The organism is Sinorhizobium glycinis, assembly GCF_001651865.1.
GTDB classification, from domain to species: domain Bacteria; phylum Pseudomonadota; class Alphaproteobacteria; order Rhizobiales; family Rhizobiaceae; genus Sinorhizobium; species Sinorhizobium glycinis.
This window is the reverse complement of sequence record NZ_LPUX01000067.1, coordinates 89,076-112,410: the sequence shown is the minus strand read 5'-3', so window position 1 is coordinate 112,410 and position 23,335 is coordinate 89,076. Positions and strand designations below refer to the sequence as shown.

The 23,335-nt window shown below is 62.5% G+C and carries 27 protein-coding genes and 2 pseudogenes; 9 read left to right on the top strand and 20 right to left on the bottom strand.

Annotated elements, in window-relative coordinates; translation table 11 throughout:
- Positions 1 to 30 precede the first annotated feature (30 nt).
- Positions 31 to 1,551, top strand: a complete 1,521-nt coding sequence (locus tag AU381_RS25435; protein WP_064244386.1) for a hypothetical protein — start codon at positions 31 to 33, stop codon at positions 1,549 to 1,551.
- Positions 1,552 to 1,673: 122 nt separating this feature from the next.
- Here AU381_RS25435 and AU381_RS29945 read toward each other — a convergent pair whose 3' ends face one another.
- The 13 genes and pseudogenes from AU381_RS29945 to AU381_RS25370 all read right to left on the bottom strand — a co-directional run bounded on the left by AU381_RS29945 (position 1,674) and on the right by AU381_RS25370 (position 11,373).
- Positions 1,674 to 1,898: a hypothetical protein gene (locus tag AU381_RS29945; RefSeq protein WP_156528662.1), complete on the bottom strand. Its 225-nt coding sequence runs from the start codon at positions 1,896 to 1,898 to the stop codon at positions 1,674 to 1,676.
- A gap of 185 nt (positions 1,899 to 2,083) precedes the next feature.
- Complete coding sequence (locus AU381_RS25430) at positions 2,084 to 2,284, bottom strand: hypothetical protein (RefSeq protein WP_082910358.1); 201 nt, start codon at positions 2,282 to 2,284, stop codon at positions 2,084 to 2,086.
- On the bottom strand, positions 2,281 to 2,547 hold the full coding sequence (locus tag AU381_RS25425) for a hypothetical protein (protein ID WP_064244385.1): 267 nt from the start codon (positions 2,545 to 2,547) through the stop codon (positions 2,281 to 2,283). Before AU381_RS25425 ends, AU381_RS25430 begins: the two co-directional genes overlap by 4 nt.
- A 438-nt stretch (positions 2,548 to 2,985) precedes the next feature.
- Positions 2,986 to 4,574, bottom strand: a pseudogene (tnpC, locus tag AU381_RS25415) (IS66 family transposase).
- Positions 4,575 to 4,648: 74 nt separating this feature from the next.
- A complete protein-coding gene (gene tnpB, locus AU381_RS25410) occupies positions 4,649 to 4,993 on the bottom strand; it encodes an IS66 family insertion sequence element accessory protein TnpB (RefSeq protein ID WP_064244383.1) in 345 nt (114 codons plus the stop codon).
- Positions 4,990 to 5,337 (bottom strand): transposase, encoded by a 348-nt coding sequence (locus AU381_RS25405; protein WP_244520136.1) that lies wholly within the window; start codon positions 5,335 to 5,337, stop codon positions 4,990 to 4,992. The genes tnpB and AU381_RS25405 overlap by 4 nt, the downstream gene beginning before the upstream one ends.
- Before the next feature lie 161 nt (positions 5,338 to 5,498).
- The gene (locus AU381_RS25400; protein ID WP_064244381.1) at positions 5,499 to 5,957 is read right to left on the bottom strand and encodes a YeeE/YedE family protein; all 459 of its coding nucleotides are present in this window, start codon (positions 5,955 to 5,957) and stop codon (positions 5,499 to 5,501) included.
- Positions 5,954 to 6,385, bottom strand: a complete 432-nt coding sequence (locus AU381_RS25395; protein ID WP_064244380.1) for a YeeE/YedE family protein — start codon at positions 6,383 to 6,385, stop codon at positions 5,954 to 5,956. The genes AU381_RS25400 and AU381_RS25395 overlap by 4 nt, the downstream gene beginning before the upstream one ends.
- Positions 6,386 to 6,437: 52 nt before the next feature.
- Positions 6,438 to 6,710, bottom strand: coding sequence for a c-type cytochrome (locus AU381_RS31130; protein WP_342028752.1), 273 nt, complete (start codon positions 6,708 to 6,710; stop codon positions 6,438 to 6,440).
- 123 nt (positions 6,711 to 6,833) lie between these two features.
- Positions 6,834 to 7,124, bottom strand: a complete 291-nt coding sequence (locus AU381_RS25385; RefSeq protein WP_064244379.1) for a hypothetical protein — start codon at positions 7,122 to 7,124, stop codon at positions 6,834 to 6,836.
- A gap of 123 nt (positions 7,125 to 7,247) precedes the next feature.
- Positions 7,248 to 7,828 (bottom strand): annotated as a pseudogene (locus tag AU381_RS25380) (NAD(P)H-dependent oxidoreductase).
- Between the two features lie 56 nt (positions 7,829 to 7,884).
- Positions 7,885 to 8,928, bottom strand: a complete 1,044-nt coding sequence (locus AU381_RS25375) for an alpha/beta fold hydrolase (protein WP_064244378.1) — start codon at positions 8,926 to 8,928, stop codon at positions 7,885 to 7,887.
- Positions 8,929 to 9,048: 120 nt separating this feature from the next.
- Entirely contained in the window at positions 9,049 to 11,373 is a 2,325-nt protein-coding gene (locus AU381_RS25370) for a heavy metal translocating P-type ATPase (protein WP_174552541.1), read from the bottom strand.
- A gap of 207 nt (positions 11,374 to 11,580) precedes the next feature.
- Between AU381_RS25370 and AU381_RS25365 the strand changes: the two genes are divergently transcribed.
- Both AU381_RS25365 and adhP read left to right on the top strand, forming a co-directional pair.
- A complete protein-coding gene (locus AU381_RS25365; RefSeq protein WP_046117963.1) occupies positions 11,581 to 12,258 on the top strand; it encodes a YoaK family protein in 678 nt (225 codons plus the stop codon).
- Positions 12,259 to 12,464: 206 nt separating this feature from the next.
- Entirely contained in the window at positions 12,465 to 13,487 is a 1,023-nt protein-coding gene (adhP, locus tag AU381_RS25360) for an alcohol dehydrogenase AdhP (protein WP_064244377.1), read from the top strand.
- 694 nt (positions 13,488 to 14,181) lie between these two features.
- Here adhP and AU381_RS25355 read toward each other — a convergent pair.
- The 4 genes from AU381_RS25355 to ubiT are packed head-to-tail and all read right to left on the bottom strand — an operon-like array spanning position 14,182 to position 16,886.
- Complete coding sequence (locus tag AU381_RS25355; RefSeq protein ID WP_244520135.1) at positions 14,182 to 14,472, bottom strand: hypothetical protein; 291 nt, start codon at positions 14,470 to 14,472, stop codon at positions 14,182 to 14,184.
- Positions 14,469 to 15,404: a ubiquinone anaerobic biosynthesis protein UbiV gene (ubiV, locus tag AU381_RS25350; RefSeq protein WP_064244376.1), complete on the bottom strand. Its 936-nt coding sequence runs from the start codon at positions 15,402 to 15,404 to the stop codon at positions 14,469 to 14,471. Before ubiV ends, AU381_RS25355 begins: the two co-directional genes overlap by 4 nt.
- 7 nt (positions 15,405 to 15,411) lie before the next feature.
- Positions 15,412 to 16,389 carry a ubiquinone anaerobic biosynthesis protein UbiU gene (gene ubiU, locus AU381_RS25345; protein WP_064244375.1) on the bottom strand — a complete coding sequence of 326 codons (978 nt, stop codon included), beginning with the start codon at positions 16,387 to 16,389 and terminating at the stop codon, positions 15,412 to 15,414.
- Complete coding sequence (ubiT, locus tag AU381_RS25340) at positions 16,380 to 16,886, bottom strand: ubiquinone anaerobic biosynthesis accessory factor UbiT (protein WP_064244374.1); 507 nt, start codon at positions 16,884 to 16,886, stop codon at positions 16,380 to 16,382. The genes ubiU and ubiT overlap by 10 nt, the downstream gene beginning before the upstream one ends.
- A gap of 120 nt (positions 16,887 to 17,006) precedes the next feature.
- Here ubiT and AU381_RS25335 point away from each other — a divergent pair, with 120 nt between their 5' ends.
- Entirely contained in the window at positions 17,007 to 18,515 is a 1,509-nt protein-coding gene (locus AU381_RS25335) for a UbiD family decarboxylase (protein ID WP_064244373.1), read from the top strand.
- Positions 18,512 to 19,129: a UbiX family flavin prenyltransferase gene (locus AU381_RS25330; RefSeq protein ID WP_064244372.1), complete on the top strand. Its 618-nt coding sequence runs from the start codon at positions 18,512 to 18,514 to the stop codon at positions 19,127 to 19,129. Before AU381_RS25335 ends, AU381_RS25330 begins: the two co-directional genes overlap by 4 nt.
- On the opposite strand, the gene AU381_RS25325 is transcribed toward AU381_RS25330, so the two are convergent.
- Genes AU381_RS25325 through AU381_RS30380 form a run of 3 tightly spaced genes read right to left on the bottom strand, consistent with a single transcriptional unit; the run spans position 19,093 to position 20,333 of the window.
- Positions 19,093 to 19,779, bottom strand: a complete 687-nt coding sequence (locus AU381_RS25325; protein ID WP_064244371.1) for an NnrU family protein — start codon at positions 19,777 to 19,779, stop codon at positions 19,093 to 19,095. The two genes, AU381_RS25330 and AU381_RS25325, sit on opposite strands and share 37 nt — an antisense overlap.
- Positions 19,780 to 19,790: 11 nt before the next feature.
- A complete protein-coding gene (locus AU381_RS25320; protein ID WP_064244370.1) occupies positions 19,791 to 20,159 on the bottom strand; it encodes a hypothetical protein in 369 nt (122 codons plus the stop codon).
- An 18-nt stretch (positions 20,160 to 20,177) separates the two neighbouring features.
- Positions 20,178 to 20,333 (bottom strand): hypothetical protein, encoded by a 156-nt coding sequence (locus AU381_RS30380; RefSeq protein ID WP_082910356.1) that lies wholly within the window; start codon positions 20,331 to 20,333, stop codon positions 20,178 to 20,180.
- A gap of 119 nt (positions 20,334 to 20,452) precedes the next feature.
- On the opposite strand from AU381_RS30380, the gene AU381_RS25315 reads away from it, so the two are divergent.
- The 4 genes from AU381_RS25315 (at position 20,453) to AU381_RS25300 (ending at position 23,287) form a co-directional block, all read left to right on the top strand.
- Entirely contained in the window at positions 20,453 to 21,001 is a 549-nt protein-coding gene (locus tag AU381_RS25315; RefSeq protein WP_064244369.1) for a cytochrome c oxidase subunit 3, read from the top strand.
- 32 nt (positions 21,002 to 21,033) lie between these two features.
- Positions 21,034 to 21,297 (top strand): cytochrome C oxidase subunit IV family protein, encoded by a 264-nt coding sequence (locus AU381_RS25310; protein ID WP_244520134.1) that lies wholly within the window; start codon positions 21,034 to 21,036, stop codon positions 21,295 to 21,297.
- A 166-nt stretch (positions 21,298 to 21,463) separates the two neighbouring features.
- Positions 21,464 to 21,916: a c-type cytochrome gene (locus AU381_RS25305; protein WP_064244367.1), complete on the top strand. Its 453-nt coding sequence runs from the start codon at positions 21,464 to 21,466 to the stop codon at positions 21,914 to 21,916.
- A 24-nt stretch (positions 21,917 to 21,940) separates the two neighbouring features.
- Positions 21,941 to 23,287 (top strand): nitric-oxide reductase large subunit, encoded by a 1,347-nt coding sequence (locus AU381_RS25300; protein ID WP_064244366.1) that lies wholly within the window; start codon positions 21,941 to 21,943, stop codon positions 23,285 to 23,287.
- Positions 23,288 to 23,335: the final 48 nt, after the last annotated feature.

Below are 23,335 nucleotides of genomic sequence, written 5' to 3'. Positions count from 1 at the left end.
TGCAAAAATCGCGTTATGCGGGAGCGGCTTATGTTTCTGGTCGCAAAAGACACAATCAAGTTCAGCATTCTTGTCGGACTTGCGGCGATCTTCGTCGATGCCTCCATCGCCCACGGACTACTATGGGAGAACGATCCCTACTGGACCTATTGGGTGACCAAAACCTTCCTGATTACCACGGTGTTTCTGTTCGGCACTGCGTTCATCGGAATAGGTATCGTGCCCGGCCTGGTCCTGACGGCGGTGCATACGCTGATTCTCGAAATCTACTATCAATGGCTGGCGCCAGTCGGCTTGCCGCAGGAACCGGAATGGCTCGACTTCAATCACCTCTGGGTCACCGGCCTGCCGGTGCATTTCCTTGCCATTCTTGGCGGATACGCATTGGCGCTCTGGCTGTGGCGCCGCAATCATCCGGTGCTCGAGTCTGAGCGGGGTGAGACATGGCGTTTCGTCGTCTATGGACTGGTCACGTCCGCAATCATTGTGGCGACCGACGGAATCTTTACCCAACTCCTGCTACTGCAGGACTTCCCCGGCATCACCTTCTTCGTCCAGCGCCTGCTGATCAGTTTCGTTTTCGTTTGCGTCTGGACGGCATATGCCGGCGCCGGGCGCACCGGTGTGGCCTTGGGGGCGCTGATGCTCGCGCTCGTCTGGACGACCTACAGCATGTATCTCGGACCGCGCGGGCTGCCGTTCGAGCAGCCCTACTATTCCGGCTATTGGGACCTGTGGTGGTTCTCCTTCCCGGGTGGATTCGTCTCCGCGGTGATCGGCTGGTGGGTCGGCGGATGGGCGATGAAGAACCGGCGGATGATCACTGTCTCAAGCGTCGTCATCGCTGGAATCATGATGGGCTTGCCTGCCGACCCGCTGTACGCGCAGGGCAGAGGCACCGATGGCCTGGCGGCCTCGGCGCGCGCCTCGGGCCAAGCTGTCCGGATCGTGGGGGCCGATCCGGTGAACATGAACAGCACCCAACCGGTGACCGGCACGATCACCATCCAGGCGGTGGAGATGGGAAACCGCTGGTCGCACGTGCAAAACACCGATGCGATGACGGTCACCGCCCGGTTCACCGGCGGCGAGGCCACCTATGATGTCAAGATCGACAGGCCAATGCCGCGACATCCGCTCGGGCTCTACACAACGTGGTCGGGCGCTGTCCTCGAGCACCAGATGCATGGCGACACGGGCATAGGCACCGACAAGCTGCCGCGGATGCGGCCGAAGATCGCGCTCTGGGGCTGGGCGGAAGTGAGCCGCAACGGCGAGGTGATCGCGCGAGCCGCACCCGCCCATGTCATGGTCCTCACCGACGGGCCAATGCAGGGCGTGATGCTGGAGATCGCTGCCGAAGAGAAGAGCCTGGCCGCCGAGCCGGATGGCTACATTCATGTCATGTGGCCAAAAGTGGAGGCCCTCGAGATGCCGGAAAACCAGGAGCGCACGCGCCAAATCATCGGCTGGGTCGGGCTGGCGGCGTTCGTGGCGCTGTTCGGTGCATTGGCTGTTACACGAACGCCCGAACATTCACGCCGGGCCTAGCTCAACTGCCTCTTGATGCTTTACGGGGGCAATTGAGAACTGGCTTTAACCTCTTCCCCGATATGATTGAGTGACGCCCGTCCTCACTTCCAACCTGCGTCAGATTGATTTGAGGTACTCGATCAGTTCACCCTTTGCGTGATCGGTGAGCTTAAGATCGAGGTGGCGGTCGCAACCACCACGGCGTGGTCGCGCTCTGCTCTGCTGGGTTTTCCTAATAATTGCAACAACGTAGTTCCAAATCGCATTGCCGAGGAACTGGACAACCGTGCCGCGCGTTCCGGCAATGGAAAACTCGCAAAGGAGGCAACTAAATGCCTATCTTCTTTTTCTATGTGATGGTTCATGCGCCCCTTGTCATATGGACGGTCGCCATGGACGAGCACGTTGCGTTTTACCGCGGCTCTGATTCAGCGTACCAATCAGCGGCGCCCGTGGACCAGTTAAAAGGGCACCTACAGGAGGTTTAGCATTCGCCGCGCGAACGGCGAAACTGGGTCCGACTGCCCCAGCAAGCGGTTCAACAACTTCTTCAATGCTTGCTGTCGGACAGCGGAATGCCCCTGAGCTGAGCGAAAATGCGAAACCAGAATTCGTGGTCCGCCTCTCGGCGATCGAAGTAGGCCTCTAGCGCGCAATGCGCCACTGCCGTTGTGGCATCGACACCGTAGAGCTCGACGGCGGCTTCGATGGCGCTCTCCTGATCGAAATTACCTGCAAAGATGCTTTTCACGCGATCATACCTCCTTTTTCGTCGATGCCTGAGCTGGCCTGTCCCATGAACCGCATGCCCTCGTCTGTCCACGAGATGGATGTTCGACTTCCTGCAAGCGGTCCACCCAGGAGGACAGGTGTGTTGATCTCGACCAGGCGGTGATCGAGGAGAACGCGAAGCCGGCGCCACGGAAGGTCGATTTCCTCGCCCCGGGCGATCAGCGCCATGTCTTCCTGAACCTGCTGAACCGCGTTGCTCGTCATGTTCACGAAGTCTTCCATTGTTGGTTGATGCCCAATGCTCACCCATTCAATCTGAGATTTCAAGCATCGGGACGCAATATCTCCAGGCGTTTCCCACAAGCCTCCGGCAAACCCTACGGCGCTACCTGGCGGGCGCGGGTTGCCTTCGGCTGCTCCGCTCACTGATGCTCGCTGCGGCCGCTTGTGCCGGCGATGCCGGCGCGGCTGGAAAACGCCTCGCGTTCGCGAACTTCTCGATAGGGTGGTGAGCGGGAGTTCGACGGAGAGGTCTCAAATGGCCGCTTTTGGCAGCATTATCGGCCGATCGGCTCATGGCGCATGCTTGCAGTCAGAACGGATAAAGAGCGGTCTCCTCTCGACGGAATGCTAGAGTTCCTGGTCGCTGCTCTGCTTCAATTCGGAGCGGCCGCGACTCCAGGAACACAACTTCGTCCGTAAGCGGCAAGCTGAGGCCGTTCAGCGGGCGTAGTTCCACGGCATGAGCGCGTCGATTTCGCTGCTCGGCCAGCCACTGGCGATGCGCTCGAGCGTTTGCGTGAGCCAGGCGAGCGGATCAACGTTGTTCATCTTCGCCGTCTGCAGCAGCGTCGCGATGGTCGCCCAGCTCCTTCCGCCGCCGTCGCTGCCGGCGAAGAGTGAGTTCTTTCTCGTGATTGCCTGGGGCCGGATTGCTCGCTCGACGATGTTGGAGTCGAGCTCGATGCGGCCGTCGGTCAGGAAGCGCTCGAAGATGGCGCGACGCGAGATCGCATAGCGAAGCGCCTCGGCCAGCTTCGATTTGCCGGAGATCCGCGGCAGGGTCTTCTGCCAGAGAGCGAAGAGCTCGGCGACAACCGCCGCAGAGATTTGCTGACGCGCCGCGACACGGGCGTCAGGGCTTTGCCCGCGGACGGTCTCCTCGATCTGCCAGAGCGTCGCCATCCGCTCTACCGTCTCCGTTGCGACCTTCGAGCTTTCCGCGACATGCAGCTCAACTTGCGCCGACTGTGTGACCAGCAGCCAGCCAATGTGACGCCGTCATTGCCGCGATCGGAGCGGACCAGCTTGTTGTAGGCGGCATAGCCGTCCACCTGCAGGATGCCGCGGTAGCCGTTCAGATGCCGGGCGACGCATTCGCCGGCTCGGCTATCTTCGAAGCGATAGGCTACCATCGGCGGCCCACTGCCTCCGAATGTTCGATCATCCCTGGCATAGGCCCAAAGCCAAGCCGTCTTTGTCGATCCGGAACCAGGCGCGAGCGTGGGTAGCGTGGTCTCGTCGGCGAAGATCCGCTCCCCCTTTTTGATCTCATCAAAGAGGTAGTCGGCGAGGATCTCCAGCTCAAAGCCGAGCTTGCCCATCCATTGCGCCATCAGCTTGCGGTCGAGCTCGACCTTGTCGCGAGCGTAGATCGCCTCCTGTCGGTAGAGCGGCAGGCCATCGGCATATTTGGAGACGGCGATCTGGGCCAGAAGCGCTTCCGTCGGAATGCCGCTCTCGATGATGTGTGCCGGCGCCGGTGCCTGGACGACGCCGTCCTCGTTTTTGAAGGCATACTTCGGCCGGCGCGTGACGATGACGCGGAACTTCGCCGGCATGACATCCAGCCGCTCCGAGATGTCCTCGCCGATCAGCACCTTCTGCTTGCCGGCATGCTCCGGCCGATCCTCCGGCTCGATGACGACTTCGACCCGCTCCAGGTGAGGTGCGAAGCCCTTGCGTGGCCGCGGCGGACGTTTGCCATCCGGACGCTCGCGGCCCTTGCTGACCTGCGCCCTGATCGCAGCGATGCCGGTCTCGATCTCCTCGAAGACAAAGGCCTGCTGCTCGTCGTCGGTGCTTGGGGAGCCGAGCTTCTCCGACCGGCGGCCGAAGCGGGCGCGATCGAAGGCCTTCAGGATCTGCGTCAGCCGCTCGATGCGCTCATCGGCATCGGCGTTTCGTGCCTTGAGATCTGCGACCTCCCTCTCCAGGACATCGGCGCGCGCCGCCTTCTCGGCCATGGCAAGCACCATGGCTTTCAGCGCTTCTACGTCATCCGGGAGTTTGAGATCGGGCGGCGTCATCGACCCGACCAGAGCACATTTTGCTCCGGTTTTCCTGCCCTTTCAGGCTGCTGATTCACTTCGCCGCAGGGCTTTTACCCAACAATCTCCGGCGGCTTCACCGGCACGGATCGAACCCGCTTCCAGTCCATGCCATCGATGAGCGCCAGAAGCTGGGCATGGTTGAGCTGAACCCGGTTATGACCGATGCGGGGCCAGCAGAACTGCGATTTTTCCAATCGCTTGGCATAAAGGCAGACGCCGGAGCCGTCCCACCAGACGATCTTAATTCTGTCCGCCCGTTTGGCCCGGAAGACGTAAAGCGCGCCGTTGAACGGATCACTGCCCGCATCCCGAACCAGCGACAGCAAGCTGTCTGGGCCCTTGCGGAAGTCGACCGGATGACTGGCCAAGAACACCTTCACGCCGGAGGGGATCATGCCGACCGCACCGCCCGGATCACCCGTTGCAAGTGCGCCTCGCTGACGTCTGCGCGAGCACGCACGATCACCTCGCCAATGACAACCTCGATCACCGCTTCGCCAGCAGACGCCGCGACTACCTTACAACGCGCCGGTTCCGTGGAAACCTTCCGAGCGTCTAAGACCGCGCGACGCCAGCCAAAGAGCTGCGACGGGTGAATGCCCAGCCGATGCGCGATCGCCGAGACGCTCGCGCCTGGCTCCAATGCCTCCGCCACCGCCCGTGCCTTGAACTCATCCGACCAGCGTCGGCGAAGCTGCCGCGGCGCACCCTCAAGGCGGTCGGCAACAGCTTCGATCATATGGAAGGTTCTAGTTCCAGAACTAGGCGCAGACATAGAAGCTCACAGCAGCTCATCGTGTCCGCTACCGATATCCGACCGCTCACCCCCTCCGCCAGACGGGATCTGCTTGCCGCTTACCTTCGTCCTGCCATCCCTAAGCGTCTCGACATTGCGCTTTATCACGGAGGAGGGGGTGACACTTCAATTTGCTGAGTAGTTCGGAAGGCGTTGGCGGTGAAGCGGTATAAACACATGCCGACCAGCATGGCCGCGGCGAACAGGACGGTCTCCCATCGCCCCGTCGACAATGCAGCGATGGCGGGGCCGGGACAGAACCCCACCAGCCCCCACCCGAGTCCGAACAAGCCCGAGCCAGTCACCAGTTTCCAATCGATCGATTTATTCGCCGGAACACAGAAGCGGTCATCGAGCAAAGGCGCCGGACGGCGACCGCGGATGATGTAAGCCCCGGCAGAAGGAATCAGCGCGCCCCCGATGACAAAGGCCAGCGACGGATCCCAGTGACCCGCGACATCGAGGAACGCCAGCACACGTCCGGGGTTGATCATGTCGGAGATTGCCAGACCCGCCCCGAAAATGAGCCCACAGACGATCGCTGCTAATATCGGGGTCCTCATGGCTGGACTCCAAGAAGATGTCGGGTGACGAAGACCGTCGCGCTCGCAACAGCCATGAAGATTGCTGTGGCGACAAGCGAACGCGGCGAAAGCCGCGCGACTCCGCAAACGCCGTGGCCGCTCGTGCAACCCGATCCGAGTCGGGTGCCATAGCCGACGATGAGTCCAGCAGAAATCAGCAGTGCAGGCGAAGACGTGATCACGATCTCGGGTTTGCGGGCGAGGGCCGCCGCCAGCCAAGCGCCTGCGATGATGCCGACGAGGAAACCCAATCCCAACTTGCTGTCGTCGTCCTCGGTCAGGCCTGCTGCGGCGGCCGCGAGACCGGAAATCCCGGCTATCCTTCCGTTCAGCAGAAGGTAGAGGGCTGCCGACAGGCCGATCAGGAGGCCGCCGGTCAGTGGCCAGAGATAATTTATTTCAGTCATTGCGCTCACACTGCGTTCTCGGTTCGGGAGTCGGTCTCCGCGGACGGATCGTCTAAGGTTCTTTCGACTTCATATACGCAACGAGATCGGCAATCTCGGTACGTGTCAGGGACAGATTGGGCATGCGGGAGTGGTGAGGCGTAGCCAAGAATGTCGAAAGGCTTCTCTCGTCAAATCGTTCCGATTCACCAATCTGAGCGAACGTCGGAACGGTATCAGAGCCGCGCACTTGTCCAGGTGCAACGACGTGACACTCGCTGCACCAGCGTTGGGCGATGGCGCGGCCGCGGAGTCGATCGGCCGCGGCGCTCTCCCCATTGACCATTAGAAGGAGAGCAACGGCAACAGCGCTTTGCAGTCCACATATTCGCTTCATTGCAGCCGTGTCCATTGAGTTCGCCAGCAACTCAGCGTTCGCGTCACCGGCTAGCATTGCACTTGACGCCTCTCAAGCCGCGTCCGGATGAAGAGCCTTCCAAGCAGAAACATCAGTCGCGGTTACTGCCACGTGCCCATCGGACGTGAGCTTCTTCCCATCGAATTTGTTGGACGCGATTTCGCTGAAGACTGTGACGTATTGCTGCAATCGACACTCGTTGCAAAGCGGCGGATCGGCGATATCGAAAAGCGCCTCCTTCGTAACAAGAACGATTTCGTCGCCTCCGACGTCTCTTTCCATGATCAGAAGCGCCTCGTCACCCGATGCCTTCATCATTCCACTGATCAACTTCAAGGGCATTTTCGTCCTCCCGGCATGAATGCGATCAAGCCATGCTCACTCAAGCATTATGCTTCGCACGCAGAGAAACTCCTTGATCAAGCTCAAAGTCGGATCTCCAATCCCGATCCGTTCGAGGCTAAGTCAACCGCCCCGTCTGCCGTATTCGCGCATGTCGTTGATCCAGCGCGCGCGCTTCTTCTCGTCGGCAAACGAGAGGCCATAGAAGCTCTCGCGAATGGGTTTGATCCCGGCGAAGCCCAACATGCTGCGCTCGAAGCTGCGCACGCCATAGGCGCCGAAATACCATCGATAAAGCAGCACCGGCATTCCCATGGTGACGATTATGCGGGCGGAGCGCCCGGCAAGCAGCCGTTTGGGAAAGCCGCGCTTCTTGTATTCCATGGCAAAGCCCGGCCTGAAAATGTGCTCGAGGAAGCCCTTGAGCAGGGCCGGCATCGTTCCATGCCAAAGGGGAAAGAGAAAGACCCAGTGCTCTGCCCAGCGCATGTCCTCCCGCGATTGCTCCAGGCTGGTTGGCAATGTGCCGGTTTCGAAATCTTCCTGCGTCCGCAGCAGCCGGAACTCGGCTTGGCCACTTCTATGCGCCGCACCTCGTGTCCCGCGGCCGTGGCGGCCTCGGCGTAAGCGTCAGCCATGGCGTGCAGGAGGTGGTGCCTGGCCGGGTCCGGGTGGCCCTGGACAATCGCTATGTGCCTGGTCATCTGCTGCGCTCCGTAAATACCTGAGGCACGCCATTGCGTGCCTCTTGGCTGTTCCCTCATGACCGCGTCGACGATACGGCGGGTGCGGGCGAATTTGGCCGAACAGGCGTCCGGGCGCCAGATCCCGAGGGCTGCATTGTGCCTGTCTGACCAAGGAGATCGCTGACGGCTTCCCTAACCTTTTCGCCACGTCCAACGAGCAGATGGCCGCCAGTGTCGTAGACGACCAACTTCGCACTCGGAATACTAGCGGCCGCAAATTTGGCTGCGGGGAGCGTATTGAACAGATCGTCCTCGGCCGAGACGACCAGCGTGGGAGCGGCGATCTTCTCGAGGGGTAGGCGGTGGAGATCGGGCGCACTGTCAATGTTGATGCCGGGGAAGCGCCGCGAAAGCGGTTCGACGCTGCGGATAACGGCCATTACCCGTTCTTGGTCCTGCGCCGTTGCAGCTTCGACCACCTCGGGTGGCACGCCGAGGAAGCGAATGAGAACCGACGGAGCAATCTTTTCGGTCGTCCACCAGGCGAAATCGGCGCCCGTATTGACCAGCCAGAAGACAAATGCGCTGCCGCGGCTCCCCTCGACCATCACGGGGCTCTCGGGCGCGTAAGTTCCAGGGACGATCAGAATGAGAGCTGACACCCTATCCGGATGGCGAAGCGCCAGTTCGACTGCCGAGCGTGCCCCAGCCGAGACACCAACGACGACGGCTTCGTCGATCTCAAGCTCGGTGAGTAGCGCCATATGGGCATCGGCCTGAGCGGCGGGCGAAGTATCGGACGGAATAGGCGTCCCGAGATAACCGAAGCGAGACGGAGCGATCACCCGAAATCCGCTTCCGACCAGATCGGCAACGTTGGTCAGACCCTGATCCCATCCGCCACCTGCACCATGGATGGACAGGAGCGGAATGCCGCCGCCTCTCTCGGCATATTCAATGGGACCCGCGGTCGTACTGGCAATTCGCGCGCCATTGGCGACTGCGGAGCGCGCGCGATCGATGTCATTGCTGTAGGACAGGAAAACAATCCCGCCTGCGACCGCGATAGCGATTAAGACTGCTGATAATGTCCATCCGATCCGACCCATGACCGTCATCCCGGAGTTCCAATTTGCGGGCATCCTAGTCGAGATGAGCCGCGAGGACCTTGATCTACCTCAAATGAATCGATGAGATGCTCGGCAATCGGATCGATCCGTCTTTTCGTTTGGATTGGCCTACTCGTCCTCGAGCGATCGATAGATTTCCAGCTCCTGCGCAAAGTGGAGGCGAGTAATAGCTTCCAGACCGTGCAGCAGGCGCTGGATCTCGTAGCGCTGTGCCGGGCTCGGCCCATGTTCGCCGAGCGTTTGTCGAAGCGAAGTGAGGCTGTGGACCTGACGTTGGATCTCCATGTGAGTTCTGCTCATGCCGGCAAGAGCATCCGGCGCGCCCGCCTGCCTGCGCAGCCTGGGATAGAGTTCCTCGTCGTCCTGCCGCTCGTGCGGAAGAAGACGTTGTCGCAGCAGCGCGTCCAGGTGCGCAAGCTGCGTGCCGACTTCTTTTTCCGGGAGCTGCTGGATGCGCGCGCTCGTATGGCGTATCTCGTCCACAACGTCCATCAGGGCACCATGCTCGGCTTCGAGCTTCAGGAGCTCCGCGTGCGCCAAACGTGTTGTTTTCCGCCACCCGCCGAAAGGCTGCCCCAGAGCGCGCAGCGCATTCAAGATGGCGATGACGTCTATCGCTTCCTGCAGCAGTGCCCCCTGAACCGGCGTCAGATATCCAAAGGCGGCCGCGATCATGCCAGCGGCGGACAAGCCCATCCCCATATAGACGCTCTGGAGGGCTATGCCGCGTGAGCGACGCGCGATGCGGATGGCGCTGACGAGGCGATCGAGCCGGTCCACCAAGATCACCACGTCGGCCGCTTCGGAGGAGGCGGCAGCCCCACGCGCGCCCATGGCTACCCCGACGTCGGCGGCTGCGAGCGCCGGTGCGTCGTTGACGCCGTCGCCGACCATCATGACCGGTCCTGCCGATCTTTCCGCTTCGACAATCCTGGTTTTGTCTTCCGGCTTCAAATCGGCGGCAACACTGTCCAACCCCAGGAAGGACTGGAGGCTCTCCGCGAGCTCGGTGCGATCGCCGGTCGCAAGCACGATCCGCTCGACGCCGGCCTCCCGCAATTGCCTGAGCACGCTGCCGACCTCTGGCCTGACCTCGTCAGCCAGGAGAAACGCGCCCGCCAGAACTCCGTCCATGGCAGTGAGCACCGAGACGATGCCATCCCTCCGGATCCACTCCCGTATATCTCGCGAGAAGGCGGTCTCATCGATCCTTTCGCTGATGAAGTCCCAGCCCCCCACTTCGATGTCGTGGCCATCTATGTTGCCGCTCACGCCGGAACCCGCCGCTTCACGGAGCTCGGTTGGTGCAACAAGTTCCAAGCCCCGCTCTCTTGCGGCTGCGACTAGCGCACGGGCGATCACGTGGTGTGAGCCCTGATCCAGCGATGCCGCGCTACGCAGCACTTCCAGAGGGTCGAGATCGGTGCGGGTCTTCACCTCGATCAGACGGGCCCTGCCGTCGGTAATCGTCCCAGTCTTGTCGAGGACCACTGTCTTCATGCGCGCAAGCACCTCGAGTGCGCCTCCGCCCTTCACGAGCACGCCTTTGCCGGCGCAGCGGGAGACGCCGGCGATGATTGCCACCGGGACCGCGAGAATGAGCGGGCAGGGGGTCGCAATGACCAGCACGGCGAGCGCGCGGACCGGCTCCCCGCTTGTGGCCCAGGCGCCGCCGGCCAAAAGGAGTGTGACCACAAGAAACACCAACGCATAACGGTCGGCAAGCCGAACGATAGGCGCTTTAGCGGCTTTTGCGGCCGCCACCAGCCTGAGGATTGCCGCATAGGTGCTGTCGCTCGCCGCGCTTGAGCCGACCATTTCGAAGGCATCGCCGGCGTTCGTCGTGCCGCTCGTCACCGGCTCGCCGGATCGGCGCCGGATCGGCATCGCCTCGCCCGTCAAGGCCGACTCGTCCAGCACGGCCATGCCACCTGTCACGTTTCCGTCGACGGGCACCACCTCGCCCCGGCGTATCAGGATTCGGTCGCCAGGATTCAGTTCTTCGATGGAAACCTCCTGCAACTGCCCATCCACGTAACGAGCGGCGGTGCGCGGTACGCGATTGAGCAGCGCGGTCAGTTCTCGGCGTGCGCGCCTTTGAGCGAAATCCTCGAGCGCCTGCCCACCCGTGTACATCAGTGCGACGATGCTGCCGGTCAGGTATTCGCCGAGGAAAAGGGCGCCAGCCATCGCGAGCGCCGCGATGAGATCCAGCCCGAATTCCTTCTTCCCGAGACTGATCGCAATTTCGGTAAGGAGGCTCGCCAGGATTATCGCGGTGCCAGCAGCCCAGGACGAGGCGCTGAGGTGGGGCCGGTCCGCGAGCCAGGCGGCCGTGCCGGCGAGCAAGGCGAAAGCGATGAGGCCAAGGAGGAGGCGCTTGCCCAGCTCGCCCTCCTGAAAAAGAAGCTCGAAGAGTCGGCTCTTGCTCAAGGCGCCCTCCCGCAGATGTCGCGCAGGATATCGGTGGACAAAAGCGTTACCTTGATCCGGCGCAAAACCCAGTGCGAAAACGATGAACGGCGGCCGACGCGAACATGTATGGCATGAGAATGAGGGCGTCGTTCTGCGACTATTGCGAGCTTGCAATGCCGTACGGCGTTTGCTTTCTTAGGCGAGGCCTCACTTGGATCACCACAAATGACTGTACAGCGGCGGCGGCGCATCATTAAGCGTCAGAGGAGTTCTGTTGGTTTGGCGCTCGTCGCTGCAATATCGTTCCTTGCCGGCATGACCGATGCCATGGGGTTTATGACCCTCGGAGATTTCGTGTCCTTCATGAGCGGCAATACGACTCGCGCATCGGTCGCCCTGCTTCAGGGCGACGTCGCGCGGGGAGTACTTCTCATTGCCGGCCTGATCACATTTGTATTCGGGAACGCCGCGGGAGTGATGGTTTCGATCAAATTCGGGCCGCGAGTCGTTTTGTTGTTGGTATCCGCCATACTCGCATGCGCAGCGCTTTCAGCGGCCGAAAGCGAGCTCCAGTTCCTTTTGCTTATCCTGGCGATGGGTGCCATCAACGCTGCAGTCGAGCAGATCGAAGGACTGCCGGTTGGGCTGACGTACGTCACCGGAGCTCTGTCGCGCTTCGGCCGCGGACTGGGACGTTGGGTCATAGGTATCCGCAGTGCGCATTGGATAATTCAGGTCGTGCCGTGGCTTGGAATGTTCGCTGGAGCCATCATGGGTGCAGTCCTGGTGCGAGAAGCAGGGGATCTCGCCTTGTGGGTGCCGTCGCTTGCCGCCCTGTCGCTCACAACCGTGGCGTTCCGAATACCGCGCCGCTGGCAAAGTAGGTTCATTCAAGATCGCTAGTGCGAACGAGATTGAACGGCCGCCGTTTTTCAGCGCGAGCCTGTCTCAACTCTGAGACGATTTGCGCCCCGCAGCATCCTCCCTTGATGCACGTCAAGGGACCGAGGTTCCCTTCGCAGCTAAGCTCCAGTCCGCAGTCCTCCCTTAGAGGAGGTGCGTAATGCCGGCCGTGCCGGCGCTAACATCGAGCATCGGAGGAGATCGATATGACCATGAAAGCCGCTGTGGTGCGCGAGTTCGGCAAGCCGCTCGTGATCGAGGATGTACCGATACCGCAGCCAGGACCCGGCCAAGTCCTCATCAAATATGAGGCCACGGGTGTGTGCCACACCGACTTGCATGCCGCCAAGGGGGATTGGCCGGTGAAGCCGAAACCTCCCTTCGTTCCTGGCCACGAAGGCGTCGGCTATGTCGCCAGGCTCGGCGCTGGCGTCTCGCGGTTGAAGGAGGGGGACCGGGTCGGCGTGCCATGGCTGCACACCGCCTGTGGCTGCTGCACGCCCTGCCGCACCGGCTGGGAAACGCTTTGCGGCAGCCAGCAGAACACCGGCTATTCGCTTGACGGCACCTTCGCCCAATATGGCCTGGCTGATCCCGATTTCGTCGGGCGGCTGCCCGCCAGGCTGGAGTTCGGCCCGGCCGCGCCGGTGCTTTGCGCCGGCGTCACGGTCTACAAGGGATTGAAGGAGACGGAGGTCAGGCCAGGCGAGTGGGTTCTCGTCTCCGGCATCGGCGGTCTTGGCCATATGGCCGTGCAATATGCGAAGGCCATGGGCATGCATGTTGCGGCGGCCGATATCTTTCCGGACAAGGTCGCGCTGGCCGAGAAGCTCGGCGCCGACGTTGCCATCGACGCGCAGGCGCCGGATGCCGTTGAGGAAGTGCAGAAGCGGACGGGCGGCGTGCACGGGGCGTTGGTTACGGCGGTTTCACCAAAGGCGATGGAGCAGGCTTACAGGATGCTGCGCTCCAAGGGTACCATGGCGCTCGTTGGTCTGCCGCCGAGCCAGATCTGCCTGCCTGTCTTCGACACCGTGCTGAAGCGCATCACTGTGCGGGGCTCGATCGTTGGCACGCGGCAGGATCTGGAGGAAGCGTTGGAGTTTGCCGGCGAGGGCAAGGTCGCGGCCCACTTCTCCTGGGACAAGCTCGAGAATATCAACGCGATCTTCGAGCGGATGGAAGAAGGCAGGATCGACGGCCGCATCGTTCTCGATCTGAACGGTTGAAGGTTTCGATCAGACGATCAGAATGACACGTTGTTGAAGAGTGTATGCTGCCTGCCGACCATTCTTGTCGGCGGGCGGCTAGCCGTAGGGGCCGCGGCACAGAGGAGTCATGGACAACGCTGTCACCCCAGGCCGTCTCGCCGTGGATCGCGGCGGTCGATGAGGTTTCTAGCGCCCGCTGGTTGGTGGTCGCGGCCTTTGGGCCGAAAAGCCGAAAGGTGTAATGGCCACGGCCTCTTGCCGAAGGCATCAAGGAAGAGGACGTCCCCCTATTCGGTCCAATGGCTATCTGTCCCAGCCAGCCTTCGCCCAAGCAGGCCGTACAACTTGGGCGTCATGATCGTAGGCGGACTGGCAGACCTGTGTCACGGAAATGTCGAGGATGTGCCCCGCCGCGCATCCAATCCTCCTGGAGCGCTTCAAGAATATTGCTCATCTCTCCGAGGCCGGCCGTTTGAGACACGAGGATATCCAAAGCTGCGTCGCGCCAGCGGTTTCGCTTCGAGTTGTCCATCTGCGACCCTTCCAATCTTGGTTTCTGGGCTTCAATCAAGGGGCCTGGCCCCATTAGTCTCTGGGGCAACCTCATGAAGCCCCTCGGCTGCAAGCCGTAACCGACGCGATTGTCTCAGCAGACCGGAGCCGAGATCTGCGGCCGCGGCGATGTCGCCGAAGAGCAGGCCGGCTTCAGCAATCATGCCGTCGTCCGGGGGCACCGGCTCGTTCGGGTCGAATCGCCGAGCAGCACGAGCAGCGCCTCGATTCTTCGCCGTTGCTCATCGGCAGCGGCCAGCAGGCGTCGAACGATCTGGTCCCGTTCGAGCCTCTCCAGATCGCGCAGCGCCCCGTCCACTCGGTCGCGGCATTCGCAATCTATGGCGCTGCTAAGAACCGCGCCGCGCATGCGGCCGACTGCGCGGCTGATTTCCTCGTTTGCTTGTGCGAAGGTCGATACGGGTGCAGATACGGAGTCGCTCGTTCTCATGCGTTTGCTCCATGTGCGATGTTTCGCGCTCGGGCGACCCAGGCGGCGCCCTCCTTTCCGTGGTGAAACCCATTCGAGAGCGGGGTGGCCGGATAGATCTGCCTGAGCCGCGCGACACCGTCTTCGGCTTCCACGCGGCCCTGCAGGACCTCGTCATAGAGGCGGGCGACCGCCACCATGTCGCAGTCCTGCGGCGATAGTCGAAAGCGCCCCACCCCGGAGGCGACGAGGTCCTGCAGTTCGGCGAGGAGGGCCTGGCAGGTGAAGGATACCGTCTGCACTCCGTTGAGGGCGAGGAAGGACTGGCGATCGAGCGTCTTCACCGGCAGGCCGTCCGGATCGTCCTTGCAGACAAACCGGCAGTTGTCCTTGATGTGCCCCTTCGCGCGTGCATGGGCGCAGCGGGCCGAAATCGCGAGCGGCATGCGGCCGAAGGCCAGCACTTCGAAGTCGACGCCGGGCGTTTGCGAAACGATCTCGTCGATCGAGCTTGCCGGCAGTTCCGGCGGCAGGCAGATTATCCTTGCCCCCCGCATCGCAAGCACTCGGGCCGCCGCCGCGTTGTAGACATTGACGAGCGGCCCGATCCAATGCGGCTCGCCCTCGAGCAGGGCCAGAGCGGAGAGATCGTTCGCCTCGACGGGGTAGGGGCTATCGGCGATCAGCGACCGTACATATTGGCTCTCGCGCTCGAGCGTTACGAGGGCGAGTGTGGAAAGGACGATGCGTTTTCCCGCCGCCACCAGCCGCTCGATCACCAACGGGAAATAGGGGTCGGCGAAGTGCAGCCGCTTTGAGCAGACGGTTTCCCCGATGACGACGTGGCTAACCGGGGCCTCGTCTGCCATGCGAAAGTAGAAGTCCCGCCATTTCTCCCCTTCCCAGAGGTAGAGAACGGGACCGAGCGTGAGCGTGGGTTTGTCGACGGCCATGGACAATCTACCTCCAGCGCTTCTCATAGGCACCGGACGTCGTCCGCTGGCCCTCGCTCAATAGTCTGAGTCTGGCCAGAAGCGCCCGGCGCTCTTCCGGCCTGGCATCGAGGGCCTTGCGCAGGGCCGAGACCACTTCTGCGACATAGGCCTTGCCCCGCTGCCGCCCTTCGATCTTGAGCGCGCTGACGCCCGCCTCCCGGAGGGCGTCGATCTGGTCCATAACGTCGAGCGAGACCGGATCCTCGAAGGCGTAGCCGCTCGCATCGGCAATGTCGAACCTCCCCTTGCAAAGCGTCGGATAGCCGGCCGCCTCGCCGCGAGGAAAGCGATTGATCGTGTAGGCGCCGAGCTCCGAGACGAGGTCGCTGCCGTCCTGGCGGTACCGCACGTGGCTCGCCGGCGAGCAGACCCCGTTCATGTTCGGCGACTTGCCGGTGGCGTAGGATGACAGAGAGCAACGTCCTTCCGCCATCACGCAGAGCCCGCCGAAGACGAAGACCTCGATCTCGCAGCGGATCTGGCGGGCGAGGCGGGCGATGTCGGAGATCGTCAGCGTGCGCGGCAGCACAACCCGTTTGGCGCCGAAGGCCTCGACCAGGAAATTCACCGCGTCCGGATTAGATGCGGATGCCTGCACGGAGACGTGCAGCCGCTGTTCGGGATAGGTCTCGGCGACGTGGGCCATGAGGCCGAAGTCGGCAAGGATGAGCGCGTCGGCGCCGAGGTGGACCGCGTCGGCGGCGGCTTGGTACCATAGGTCCTCGTGGCCCGCGCGCATGAAGGTGTTGAGGGCGACGAAGGTCTTGATTCCCTTGCGCCGGGCATAGGCGATCGCTTCGCCGAGTTCCTCGCGGGAGAAGTTGAGGCCAGGGAAATTCCGTGCATTGGTCTCGTCGCGGAAACCGCAATAGACCGCGTCGGCACCGGCTTCGACGGCCTCGCGGAAAGCGGCCGGCGTTCCGGCCGGGCAGATCAGTTCCATGCGGCATGCTCCCCGGCAAGTACGCGGCGGCGGAGCGCGTCCGCGGTGCGGCTGACGAGCGGCGCGAGCGGACCCGCAAAAGCGCAGAGGTCGCGCGGCAGGTCGATCTCGCAGCCGTCGAGCGCATTGCGGAGGGACAGAACCGCCTCCATGTCGCCGATCACAGCCAACGACCGCGAGAAGAAGAGGGCGTCCGCGTCGCAGCGGCCCTCGAGAAGCGCCAACAGCAGGAATAGCGGGCTTTCCACGACAGCATCTGCGGCGGGATCGGCTGGCTTGCGCATTACGGACACCGCCGCGCGTGCCGGTTCCACTACGAAGACGAGCGGCAGGTCGGTCGGCCGGAAAGCGTAGCGTTTCGACTTGTGCTCTCCGAGACGCTCGAAAAGCCCCGGATGTCGTCTGAGCAGGCTTTTGAACATCAGCTTCACCGCCCGGTCGATCAGAGGGATCGGCACGGCGGCAAGGGGTGCGGCCAGCGGGCGCGGAAATTCCATCTCTCTCGCCTTTTGCAAATGACGACTCGGCTGTTGCGGCGGAGAACCTAGCGGCAAGCTCCGCGAGGCAATTTGCGCTGGAGCAAAGACAGAAGGGTTTTGGCAGGCGAGACACCTCGCATGTATCGCAGGGATCAAGCCGCCCGCCGCCCTTCAGGCCTCCAGGACTTCGCCGCCATGCTCGAGCGGCGCGGCCGCTTGCACCGCATCTCGCGGCCTGTTTCGCTCGTGCATGAGGTCACCGAGATCCATCGGCGCGTGCTTCACGCGGGCGGGCCAGCCCTGCTTTTCGAGAAGCCGGTCGACGCCTCCGGCCGCGTATGCGACATTCCGCTGCTCGCCAATCTGTTCGGCACACTCGAGCGGATAGAGTGGGGTTTCGGGCTTTCGGCAGGCGGTCTTCCGGGCCTTGCGGAAACGCTGGCGGAACTGCGAGAACCGAGACCGCCGCAATCGCTGTCGGATGCCTGGGCTAAGCTCCCGCTGCTGAAGGCCGCGCTCGCGATGCGGCCGCGAAGCGTCGCACGGCCGCCGGTGCAGGAGTCGGTCTGGCGCGGCGCAGAGGCCGACCTTTCGCGGCTGCCGATCCAATGGTGCTGGCCAGGCGAGCCGGCGCCTCTCGTCACGTGGCCGCTGGTGATCACCCGTGCGCCGGACGATCCCAGCGACGTCAATGTCGGCATCTATCGCATGCAGGTGCTCGGCCCGAACCGCCTCATCCTGCGCTGGCTGGCGCATCGCGGCGGCGCGCGGCACCATCGCATGTGGCAGCGGCGCGGTGAAGACATGCCGGTGGCGGTCGCCATCGGCGCCGATCCAGCAACGATCCTCGCCGCGGTGATGCCGCTGCCGGAAGGCATGGGCGAGCTCGCCTTCGCCGGGCTGTTGAAGGAGGAGCGGCCGGCGGTTGCGCCGGCGGTGACGGTGCCGCTGTCTATTCCGGCGAATGCCGAAATCGCGCTCGAGGGATTCATCTCGGCAGGCGACACCGCCGAGGAGGGACCCTATGGCGATCACACGGGGTACTACAACTCCGTCGAACGTTTTCCGGTGATGACGCTCTCAGCGATCACCATGCGACGCAAGCCCTATTATCTCTCAACCTTCACCGGCCGCCCGCCCGACGAGCCTTCGAAGCTCGGCGAGGCAATGATGGAGCTTTTCCTGCCCCTGGTGAAGCGGCAATTCCCGGAAATCATCGATCTCTACCTGCCCCCGGAGGCCTGCTCGTATCGTGCGATGGTCGTCTCCATCGACAAGCGCTACCCCGGCCAGGCGAAACGAATCATGATGGGACTCTGGTCGATGCTGCCGCAGTTCAACTACACGAAGCTCATCGTTGCGGTCGACCCCGATATCGACATTAGGAACTGGAGCGACGTCATCTGGGCCCTATCGACCCGGTTCGACGCCAGCCGCGACGTGACCATTCTCAACGACACGCCGATCGACTACCTCGATTTCGCGTCTCCGAAGCCGGGGCTTGGCGGCAAGCTCGGGCTCGATGCGACGCGCAAGCTCGGGCCGGAGACGGAGCGCGAATGGGGACGCGTGCTCGAAATGCCGGCGGAAGTCGTCGGGAAGGTCGATCAACTTTGGACTGAACTGGGCCTGGGAGAAGCGCTATGAGCAAGGAACGGGTTGTGGTCGGTGTCTCGGGGGCCTCGGGTGCGGCGCTGGCGCTCAGGGTCATCGAGCGGCTCGCGGAAATCCCTTCCGTAGAGACGCATCTCATCGTCTCGGATTCCGGAAGGCGCACGCTGCTCCACGAGGTCGGCCCGCACGCGCTGCATCAATTGCTGGCGATCGCCGATCGCAGTTATCAGGTTGGCGACATCGGCGCGGCAACGGCGAGCGGCTCGTTCAGAACTGCTGGTATGATCGTAGTTCCCTGTTCGATGCGGACCCTGGCGGCGATCGCAGCCGGTCTTGCGGACAATCTCATCGTGCGAGCGGCGGATGTGCACCTCAAGGAGCGGCGAAAGCTCGTGCTGATGACGCGCGAGACGCCGCTGCATCTCGGGCACCTGCGCAACATGACGGCTCTCACCGAAATGGGCGCGATCGTCATGCCGCCTGTGCCGGCCTTCTATCATCGGCCGCAAAGCGTCGAAGAGATCATCGACCATCTTGCAGCGCGCGCGATCGATCTTATCGGTCTGCCGGTCGCGTCGCTGGCAACCGAATGGGACCCGCAAGCGCTCGCTCAGAACGCCGTCGCCAGGACAAGAGGGTCGGCGTAGAAGAGCGCCGCATGGCCGCCGGCGAGGAGCCATAGGGTAAGCACTGCGGTACCCGCGGCGGCGATGACGAGCGGCGCATCGCCGGAAAGCGGCGTGCGTCCATGGAAAAGGGCCGCGAAGGGCAGGATGGAGGTCTCGCCGGCCAGTCGCTGCCATTGATCTCCAAGTCGGCTACGGGCGCGCCTTTCCATCATAGGTATAGTGCCGAGCGCAAAGAGCGCGAAGCCGCCGAAGAGAATCAGTGAGCGCAAATCGCCGTTAGCGACGAGATGGCCGAGCGCCCAGATGGTGAAGCCCCAGAGAACGGGATGGCGGGTGACCGAGACGATCGCGCCCGGCCTCTGCCCCTGACGGATGGAGACCGACAGCGGATTCACACTGAAGAGACCGGCAACCACGAGAAACACGCCGACCGGGGCGGCAAGCAACGTCATCCAGGCTTGCCAAGCGGCAGGTTCCCAGAGGGGAATGTAATCGACGTTCAGTGCCGCGTAGAACACCCAGCCGAGCACGACGATCGAGACGAGCGAATACAGTGAGAAGTAGGCAGCGCGGCCTAGGAGCGAAATCAGCCGCCCGCGGATGGCGGGGATCGCCGGAATCGAGTGCAGCACGAGAAAGACGAACAGCGCCAGCAGAAATTCAGCCATCGGGACTAGCCTCAGTTCGGCCGCTTGGACGGTTTCATTGCTTCAATCATTGCCTGCTCCTTCGCAACATGAAGACGCAGACCCTCGAGCAAGGTCCGCAACATGGATTCGATTGCCTGCCAGGAGAATGCACTCCTGCCCATCGCCGCCGACCGCAACGCCTCGGCGATGCCTGGCGAGGGCTTCCAAGGGCTGGTTTCATCCCAACGCGGCAGTTCGCTCGTTTGCGCGAGGCTTAGCGAGGAAATTCTTTCCGCCACAGACAGGAAGAGCTCGCGGTCCACGCGTCCGGCAATCGAATCGGCAATCGACTCGATGGCATCGCATAGAGCAAGCAGCTCGCCATATTGGTCCTGAAGGCAATCGAGCGTATAGGGCACCGTCGTTGGACCTCGCTCTCATCCCTCGATGAACAGGACCGCAGCGCAGGCGACCGACGCCAGCACGGCGGCGACCGTGCCGGTCCGTTGCAGGACGCCCATACGGTAGAGCACAAGCGCGAAGATGATGATGATCGGGGTGGCGACCGAGAGGCCGATCTGTGCGTCGTTCATTGTGATCTCCATTTTCCCTTGGAACATAACGCGCCTCGTGCAACCGTCTTTGATCGGGCGCAAAGAAGCGATGGCCCCTTTCTCCTATCCGCTTTCCGGGACTTGTGCGGAGATGCGGCATGCAAGATGCAGTGGCCAGCGCGGCCGGCGGAGAGGAAACGGACGCCTTTATTCTCTGGGTTCTGATCTGGAGCGAGCTTGCCGCCTTCGGCGTGCTCATCGGCGCTTTCCTGGTCGCTTCGATCGTTTCTCCCGAGGACTTCGCCGTGGCACGGCTGCACCTGAAGCCTGGAATCGCCGCCCTTAACACGCTCGTCCTGTTGACGAGCGGATGGCAGGCGGCGGTGGCAGCAGGGAAGGGCGCGTCCACCGCCAAGAAGCGCCGAGCATTGGTGATTGCCGCGCTTCTCGGCTTCGTCTTCGTCGCCATCAAGTTCTACGAGTACGGCACGGAGCTCCGCTTTGCCGGGGAGGACGCGTTTCAGTCCTTCTTCGAGCTGTACTTCCTCCTGACCGGCTTCCACCTTGTCCACGTCGCCTTCGTCGGTGTGGTCCTCTTGCTCGTCGCCTGGAAACCGCGGCCAGCGAATGTCGATCTAGCGACGACTCTGTGGCACGTGATCGATCTCGTCTGGATCGTCATGTTCCCAGTCCTCTATCTGGCGTGATTCCCATGAGCGACCGCAGTCCGAAACAGTTGATGAGGACCTGGATTTTCCTGCTCGGAATGGTCCTCTTGGGAATGCTGCTTGCCCGCGAACTACACGATACGACAGTGCCGCTCGGGTTCGCCCTCGCCCTGCTATTGCTCGCCGTACTCAAGGCCCGTCTCGTCGTGCTCGATTTCCTCGGCATGCGCTTTGGTCCGCGGCCGTTGCGCATTGGCCTTCTCGCCTGGCCGTCCTTCTTTGCACTCGTCGCTGCGGCAAAAGCACTCATCGGCGCCGTCTCGCTCGTCGGTTGAATGGCTCTTCGTACTTGTTTGCCGAAACGCAAAGACGGCTCCGGCCAAATCCCTAGAACGGATCGCGTTTGCCGGCGGCAGGGTACCAGGCGTACCCGTTCGACCGGCGGATTTTGTTCAGGCCGGTCCGCTACTTGCGGCCTCCCGGAATCGAAAGGACCATGGGATGGCAGAACGCCTAACCAAGACAGGGGCACGCAACGTCTTCTATGGCGGCTCCATCTTCTTCTTCGCTATCTTTGTCGGCCTGACGGCCCACAGCCACTATTACATGAAGACCGAATCCACAGACGAGACGACGCTGACGGATTCCGTCGCGCGCGGCAAGCACGTCTGGGAGAAGAATTCCTGCATCAACTGCCACACCCTGCTCGGCGAGGGAGCCTATTTCGCGCCGGAGCTCGGCAATGTGTGGAAGCGGTGGGGCGGTGAGTCCGACCCGGAAGGCGCGCGCGAGACGCTCAAGTCCTGGATGGCCGCGCAGCCCTCCGGCGCCGAGGGCCGGCGGCAGATGCCGCAATTCAATCTCACCGAGCAGGAACTGAACGATCTCGCCGACTTCCTCGAATGGACGAGCCGCATCAAGACGCAGAACTGGCCTCCGAACGAGGCGGGCTGAGGCAGCGGGACAAGGAGAAAAAACATGAAATATCAAACGCAGAAGGTCGCGATGCTATATTTCTACGGCGCGCTCGGCCTGTTCCTCGCCCAGGTCCTGTTCGGCGTCCTCGCCGGTACGATCTACGTGCTGCCCAACACGCTCTCCGAACTGCTGCCCTTCAACATCGTGCGCATGGTGCACACCAACGCGCTGATCGTCTGGCTGCTGATGGGCTTCATGGGCGCCACCTACTACCTCCTCCCGGAGGAGGCGGAGACGGAGCTCTACAGTCCGAAGATCGCCGTCGCCCAGTTCTGGATCTTCCTGGTCGCCGCGGCGATTGCCGTTGTCGGCTACCTCCTCCATATCCACGAGGGCCGCGAATTTCTCGAACAGCCCTTCGCGATCAAGGTCGGCATCGTCGTCGTCGCCCTGATGTTCCTGTTCAACATCACCCTGACCGTCCTGAAGGGCCGCAAGACGACGGTGACCAACATCCTGATCTTCGGCCTCTGGGGCGTGGCGATCTTCTTCCTCTTCGCCTTCTACAATCCGATCAATCTCGCACTCGACAAGATGTACTGGTGGTACGTCGTCCATCTCTGGGTCGAAGGTGTCTGGGAATTGATCATGGCCTCCGTCCTGGCCTTCCTGATGATCAAGCTCAACGGCATCGACCGCGAGGTGGTGGAGAAATGGCTCTATGTCATCGTCGGCCTGGCGCTCTTCTCAGGTATCCTCGGCACCGGCCACCACTACTACTGGATCGGCGCGCCGGGCTACTGGCAATGGATCGGCTCGCTGTTCTCCACGCTCGAGGTCGCACCCTTCTTTACCATGGTGGTCTTCACCTTCGTGATGTCCTGGAAGGCCGGCCGCAAGCATCCGAACAAGGCGGCGCTCCTCTGGTCGATCGGCTGCTCCGTCATGGCCTTCTTCGGCGCCGGCGTCTGGGGCTTCCTGCACACGCTGTCGTCCGTCAACTACTACACCCATGGCACGCAGGTCACCGCCGCCCATGGACACCTCGCCTTCTTCGGCGCCTATGTCATGCTCAACCTCGCCGTCATGGCCTATGCGATACCGGAGATCCGAGGCCGGGCGCCGTATAACCAGTGGCTGTCGATCGCCAGCTTCTGGGCCATGTGCAGCGCTATGTCCGTCATGACCTTCGCGCTCACCTTCGCCGGCGTCGTTCAGGTGCACCTGCAGCGCGTCCTCGGCGAGAGCTTCATGGCCGTGCAGGAGCAACTCGCACTCTTCTACTGGATCCGCCTCGGATCGGGTGTCGTCGTACTCATCTCGGCGCTGATGTTCTTCTGGGCCGTCCTGGTTCCCGGTAGGAGCCGCAGCCCAGCCCTCAACCAGGCCGTCCAACCGGCCGAATGATGCGAAGCGGCCGGTCCTCGTGGCCGGCCGCCTTGCCCCGAATTCGAT

What these genes read in the sequence shown, in the direction of transcription:
- AU381_RS25435 (WP_064244386.1), top strand. Translation starts at nt 31, where the DNA reads ATGTTTCTGGTCGCAAAAGACACAATCAAGTTCAGCATTCTTGTCGGA.
- AU381_RS29945 (WP_156528662.1), bottom strand. Translation starts at nt 1,898, where the DNA reads ATGAACCATCACATAGAAAAAGAAGATAGGCATTTAGTTGCCTCCTTT.
- AU381_RS25425 (WP_064244385.1), bottom strand. Translation starts at nt 2,547, where the DNA reads ATGGAAGACTTCGTGAACATGACGAGCAACGCGGTTCAGCAGGTTCAG.
- tnpB (WP_064244383.1), bottom strand. Translation starts at nt 4,993, where the DNA reads ATGATCCCCTCCGGCGTGAAGGTGTTCTTGGCCAGTCATCCGGTCGAC.
- AU381_RS25405 (WP_244520136.1), bottom strand. Translation starts at nt 5,337, where the DNA reads ATGATCGAAGCTGTTGCCGACCGCCTTGAGGGTGCGCCGCGGCAGCTT.
- AU381_RS25400 (WP_064244381.1), bottom strand. Translation starts at nt 5,957, where the DNA reads ATGAGGACCCCGATATTAGCAGCGATCGTCTGTGGGCTCATTTTCGGG.
- AU381_RS25395 (WP_064244380.1), bottom strand. Translation starts at nt 6,385, where the DNA reads ATGACTGAAATAAATTATCTCTGGCCACTGACCGGCGGCCTCCTGATC.
- AU381_RS31130 (WP_342028752.1), bottom strand. Translation starts at nt 6,710, where the DNA reads ATGGTCAATGGGGAGAGCGCCGCGGCCGATCGACTCCGCGGCCGCGCC.
- AU381_RS25385 (WP_064244379.1), bottom strand. Translation starts at nt 7,124, where the DNA reads ATGCCCTTGAAGTTGATCAGTGGAATGATGAAGGCATCGGGTGACGAG.
- AU381_RS25375 (WP_064244378.1), bottom strand. Translation starts at nt 8,928, where the DNA reads ATGACGGTCATGGGTCGGATCGGATGGACATTATCAGCAGTCTTAATC.
- AU381_RS25365 (WP_046117963.1), top strand. Translation starts at nt 11,581, where the DNA reads ATGACTGTACAGCGGCGGCGGCGCATCATTAAGCGTCAGAGGAGTTCT.
- adhP (WP_064244377.1), top strand. Translation starts at nt 12,465, where the DNA reads ATGACCATGAAAGCCGCTGTGGTGCGCGAGTTCGGCAAGCCGCTCGTG.
- AU381_RS25355 (WP_244520135.1), bottom strand. Translation starts at nt 14,472, where the DNA reads ATGAGAACGAGCGACTCCGTATCTGCACCCGTATCGACCTTCGCACAA.
- ubiV (WP_064244376.1), bottom strand. Translation starts at nt 15,404, where the DNA reads ATGGCCGTCGACAAACCCACGCTCACGCTCGGTCCCGTTCTCTACCTC.
- ubiU (WP_064244375.1), bottom strand. Translation starts at nt 16,389, where the DNA reads ATGGAACTGATCTGCCCGGCCGGAACGCCGGCCGCTTTCCGCGAGGCC.
- ubiT (WP_064244374.1), bottom strand. Translation starts at nt 16,886, where the DNA reads ATGGAATTTCCGCGCCCGCTGGCCGCACCCCTTGCCGCCGTGCCGATC.
- AU381_RS25335 (WP_064244373.1), top strand. Translation starts at nt 17,007, where the DNA reads ATGTATCGCAGGGATCAAGCCGCCCGCCGCCCTTCAGGCCTCCAGGAC.
- AU381_RS25330 (WP_064244372.1), top strand. Translation starts at nt 18,512, where the DNA reads ATGAGCAAGGAACGGGTTGTGGTCGGTGTCTCGGGGGCCTCGGGTGCG.
- AU381_RS25325 (WP_064244371.1), bottom strand. Translation starts at nt 19,779, where the DNA reads ATGGCTGAATTTCTGCTGGCGCTGTTCGTCTTTCTCGTGCTGCACTCG.
- AU381_RS30380 (WP_082910356.1), bottom strand. Translation starts at nt 20,333, where the DNA reads ATGAACGACGCACAGATCGGCCTCTCGGTCGCCACCCCGATCATCATC.
- AU381_RS25315 (WP_064244369.1), top strand. Translation starts at nt 20,453, where the DNA reads ATGCAAGATGCAGTGGCCAGCGCGGCCGGCGGAGAGGAAACGGACGCC.
- AU381_RS25310 (WP_244520134.1), top strand. Translation starts at nt 21,034, where the DNA reads ATGAGGACCTGGATTTTCCTGCTCGGAATGGTCCTCTTGGGAATGCTG.
- AU381_RS25305 (WP_064244367.1), top strand. Translation starts at nt 21,464, where the DNA reads ATGGCAGAACGCCTAACCAAGACAGGGGCACGCAACGTCTTCTATGGC.
- AU381_RS25300 (WP_064244366.1), top strand. Translation starts at nt 21,941, where the DNA reads ATGAAATATCAAACGCAGAAGGTCGCGATGCTATATTTCTACGGCGCG.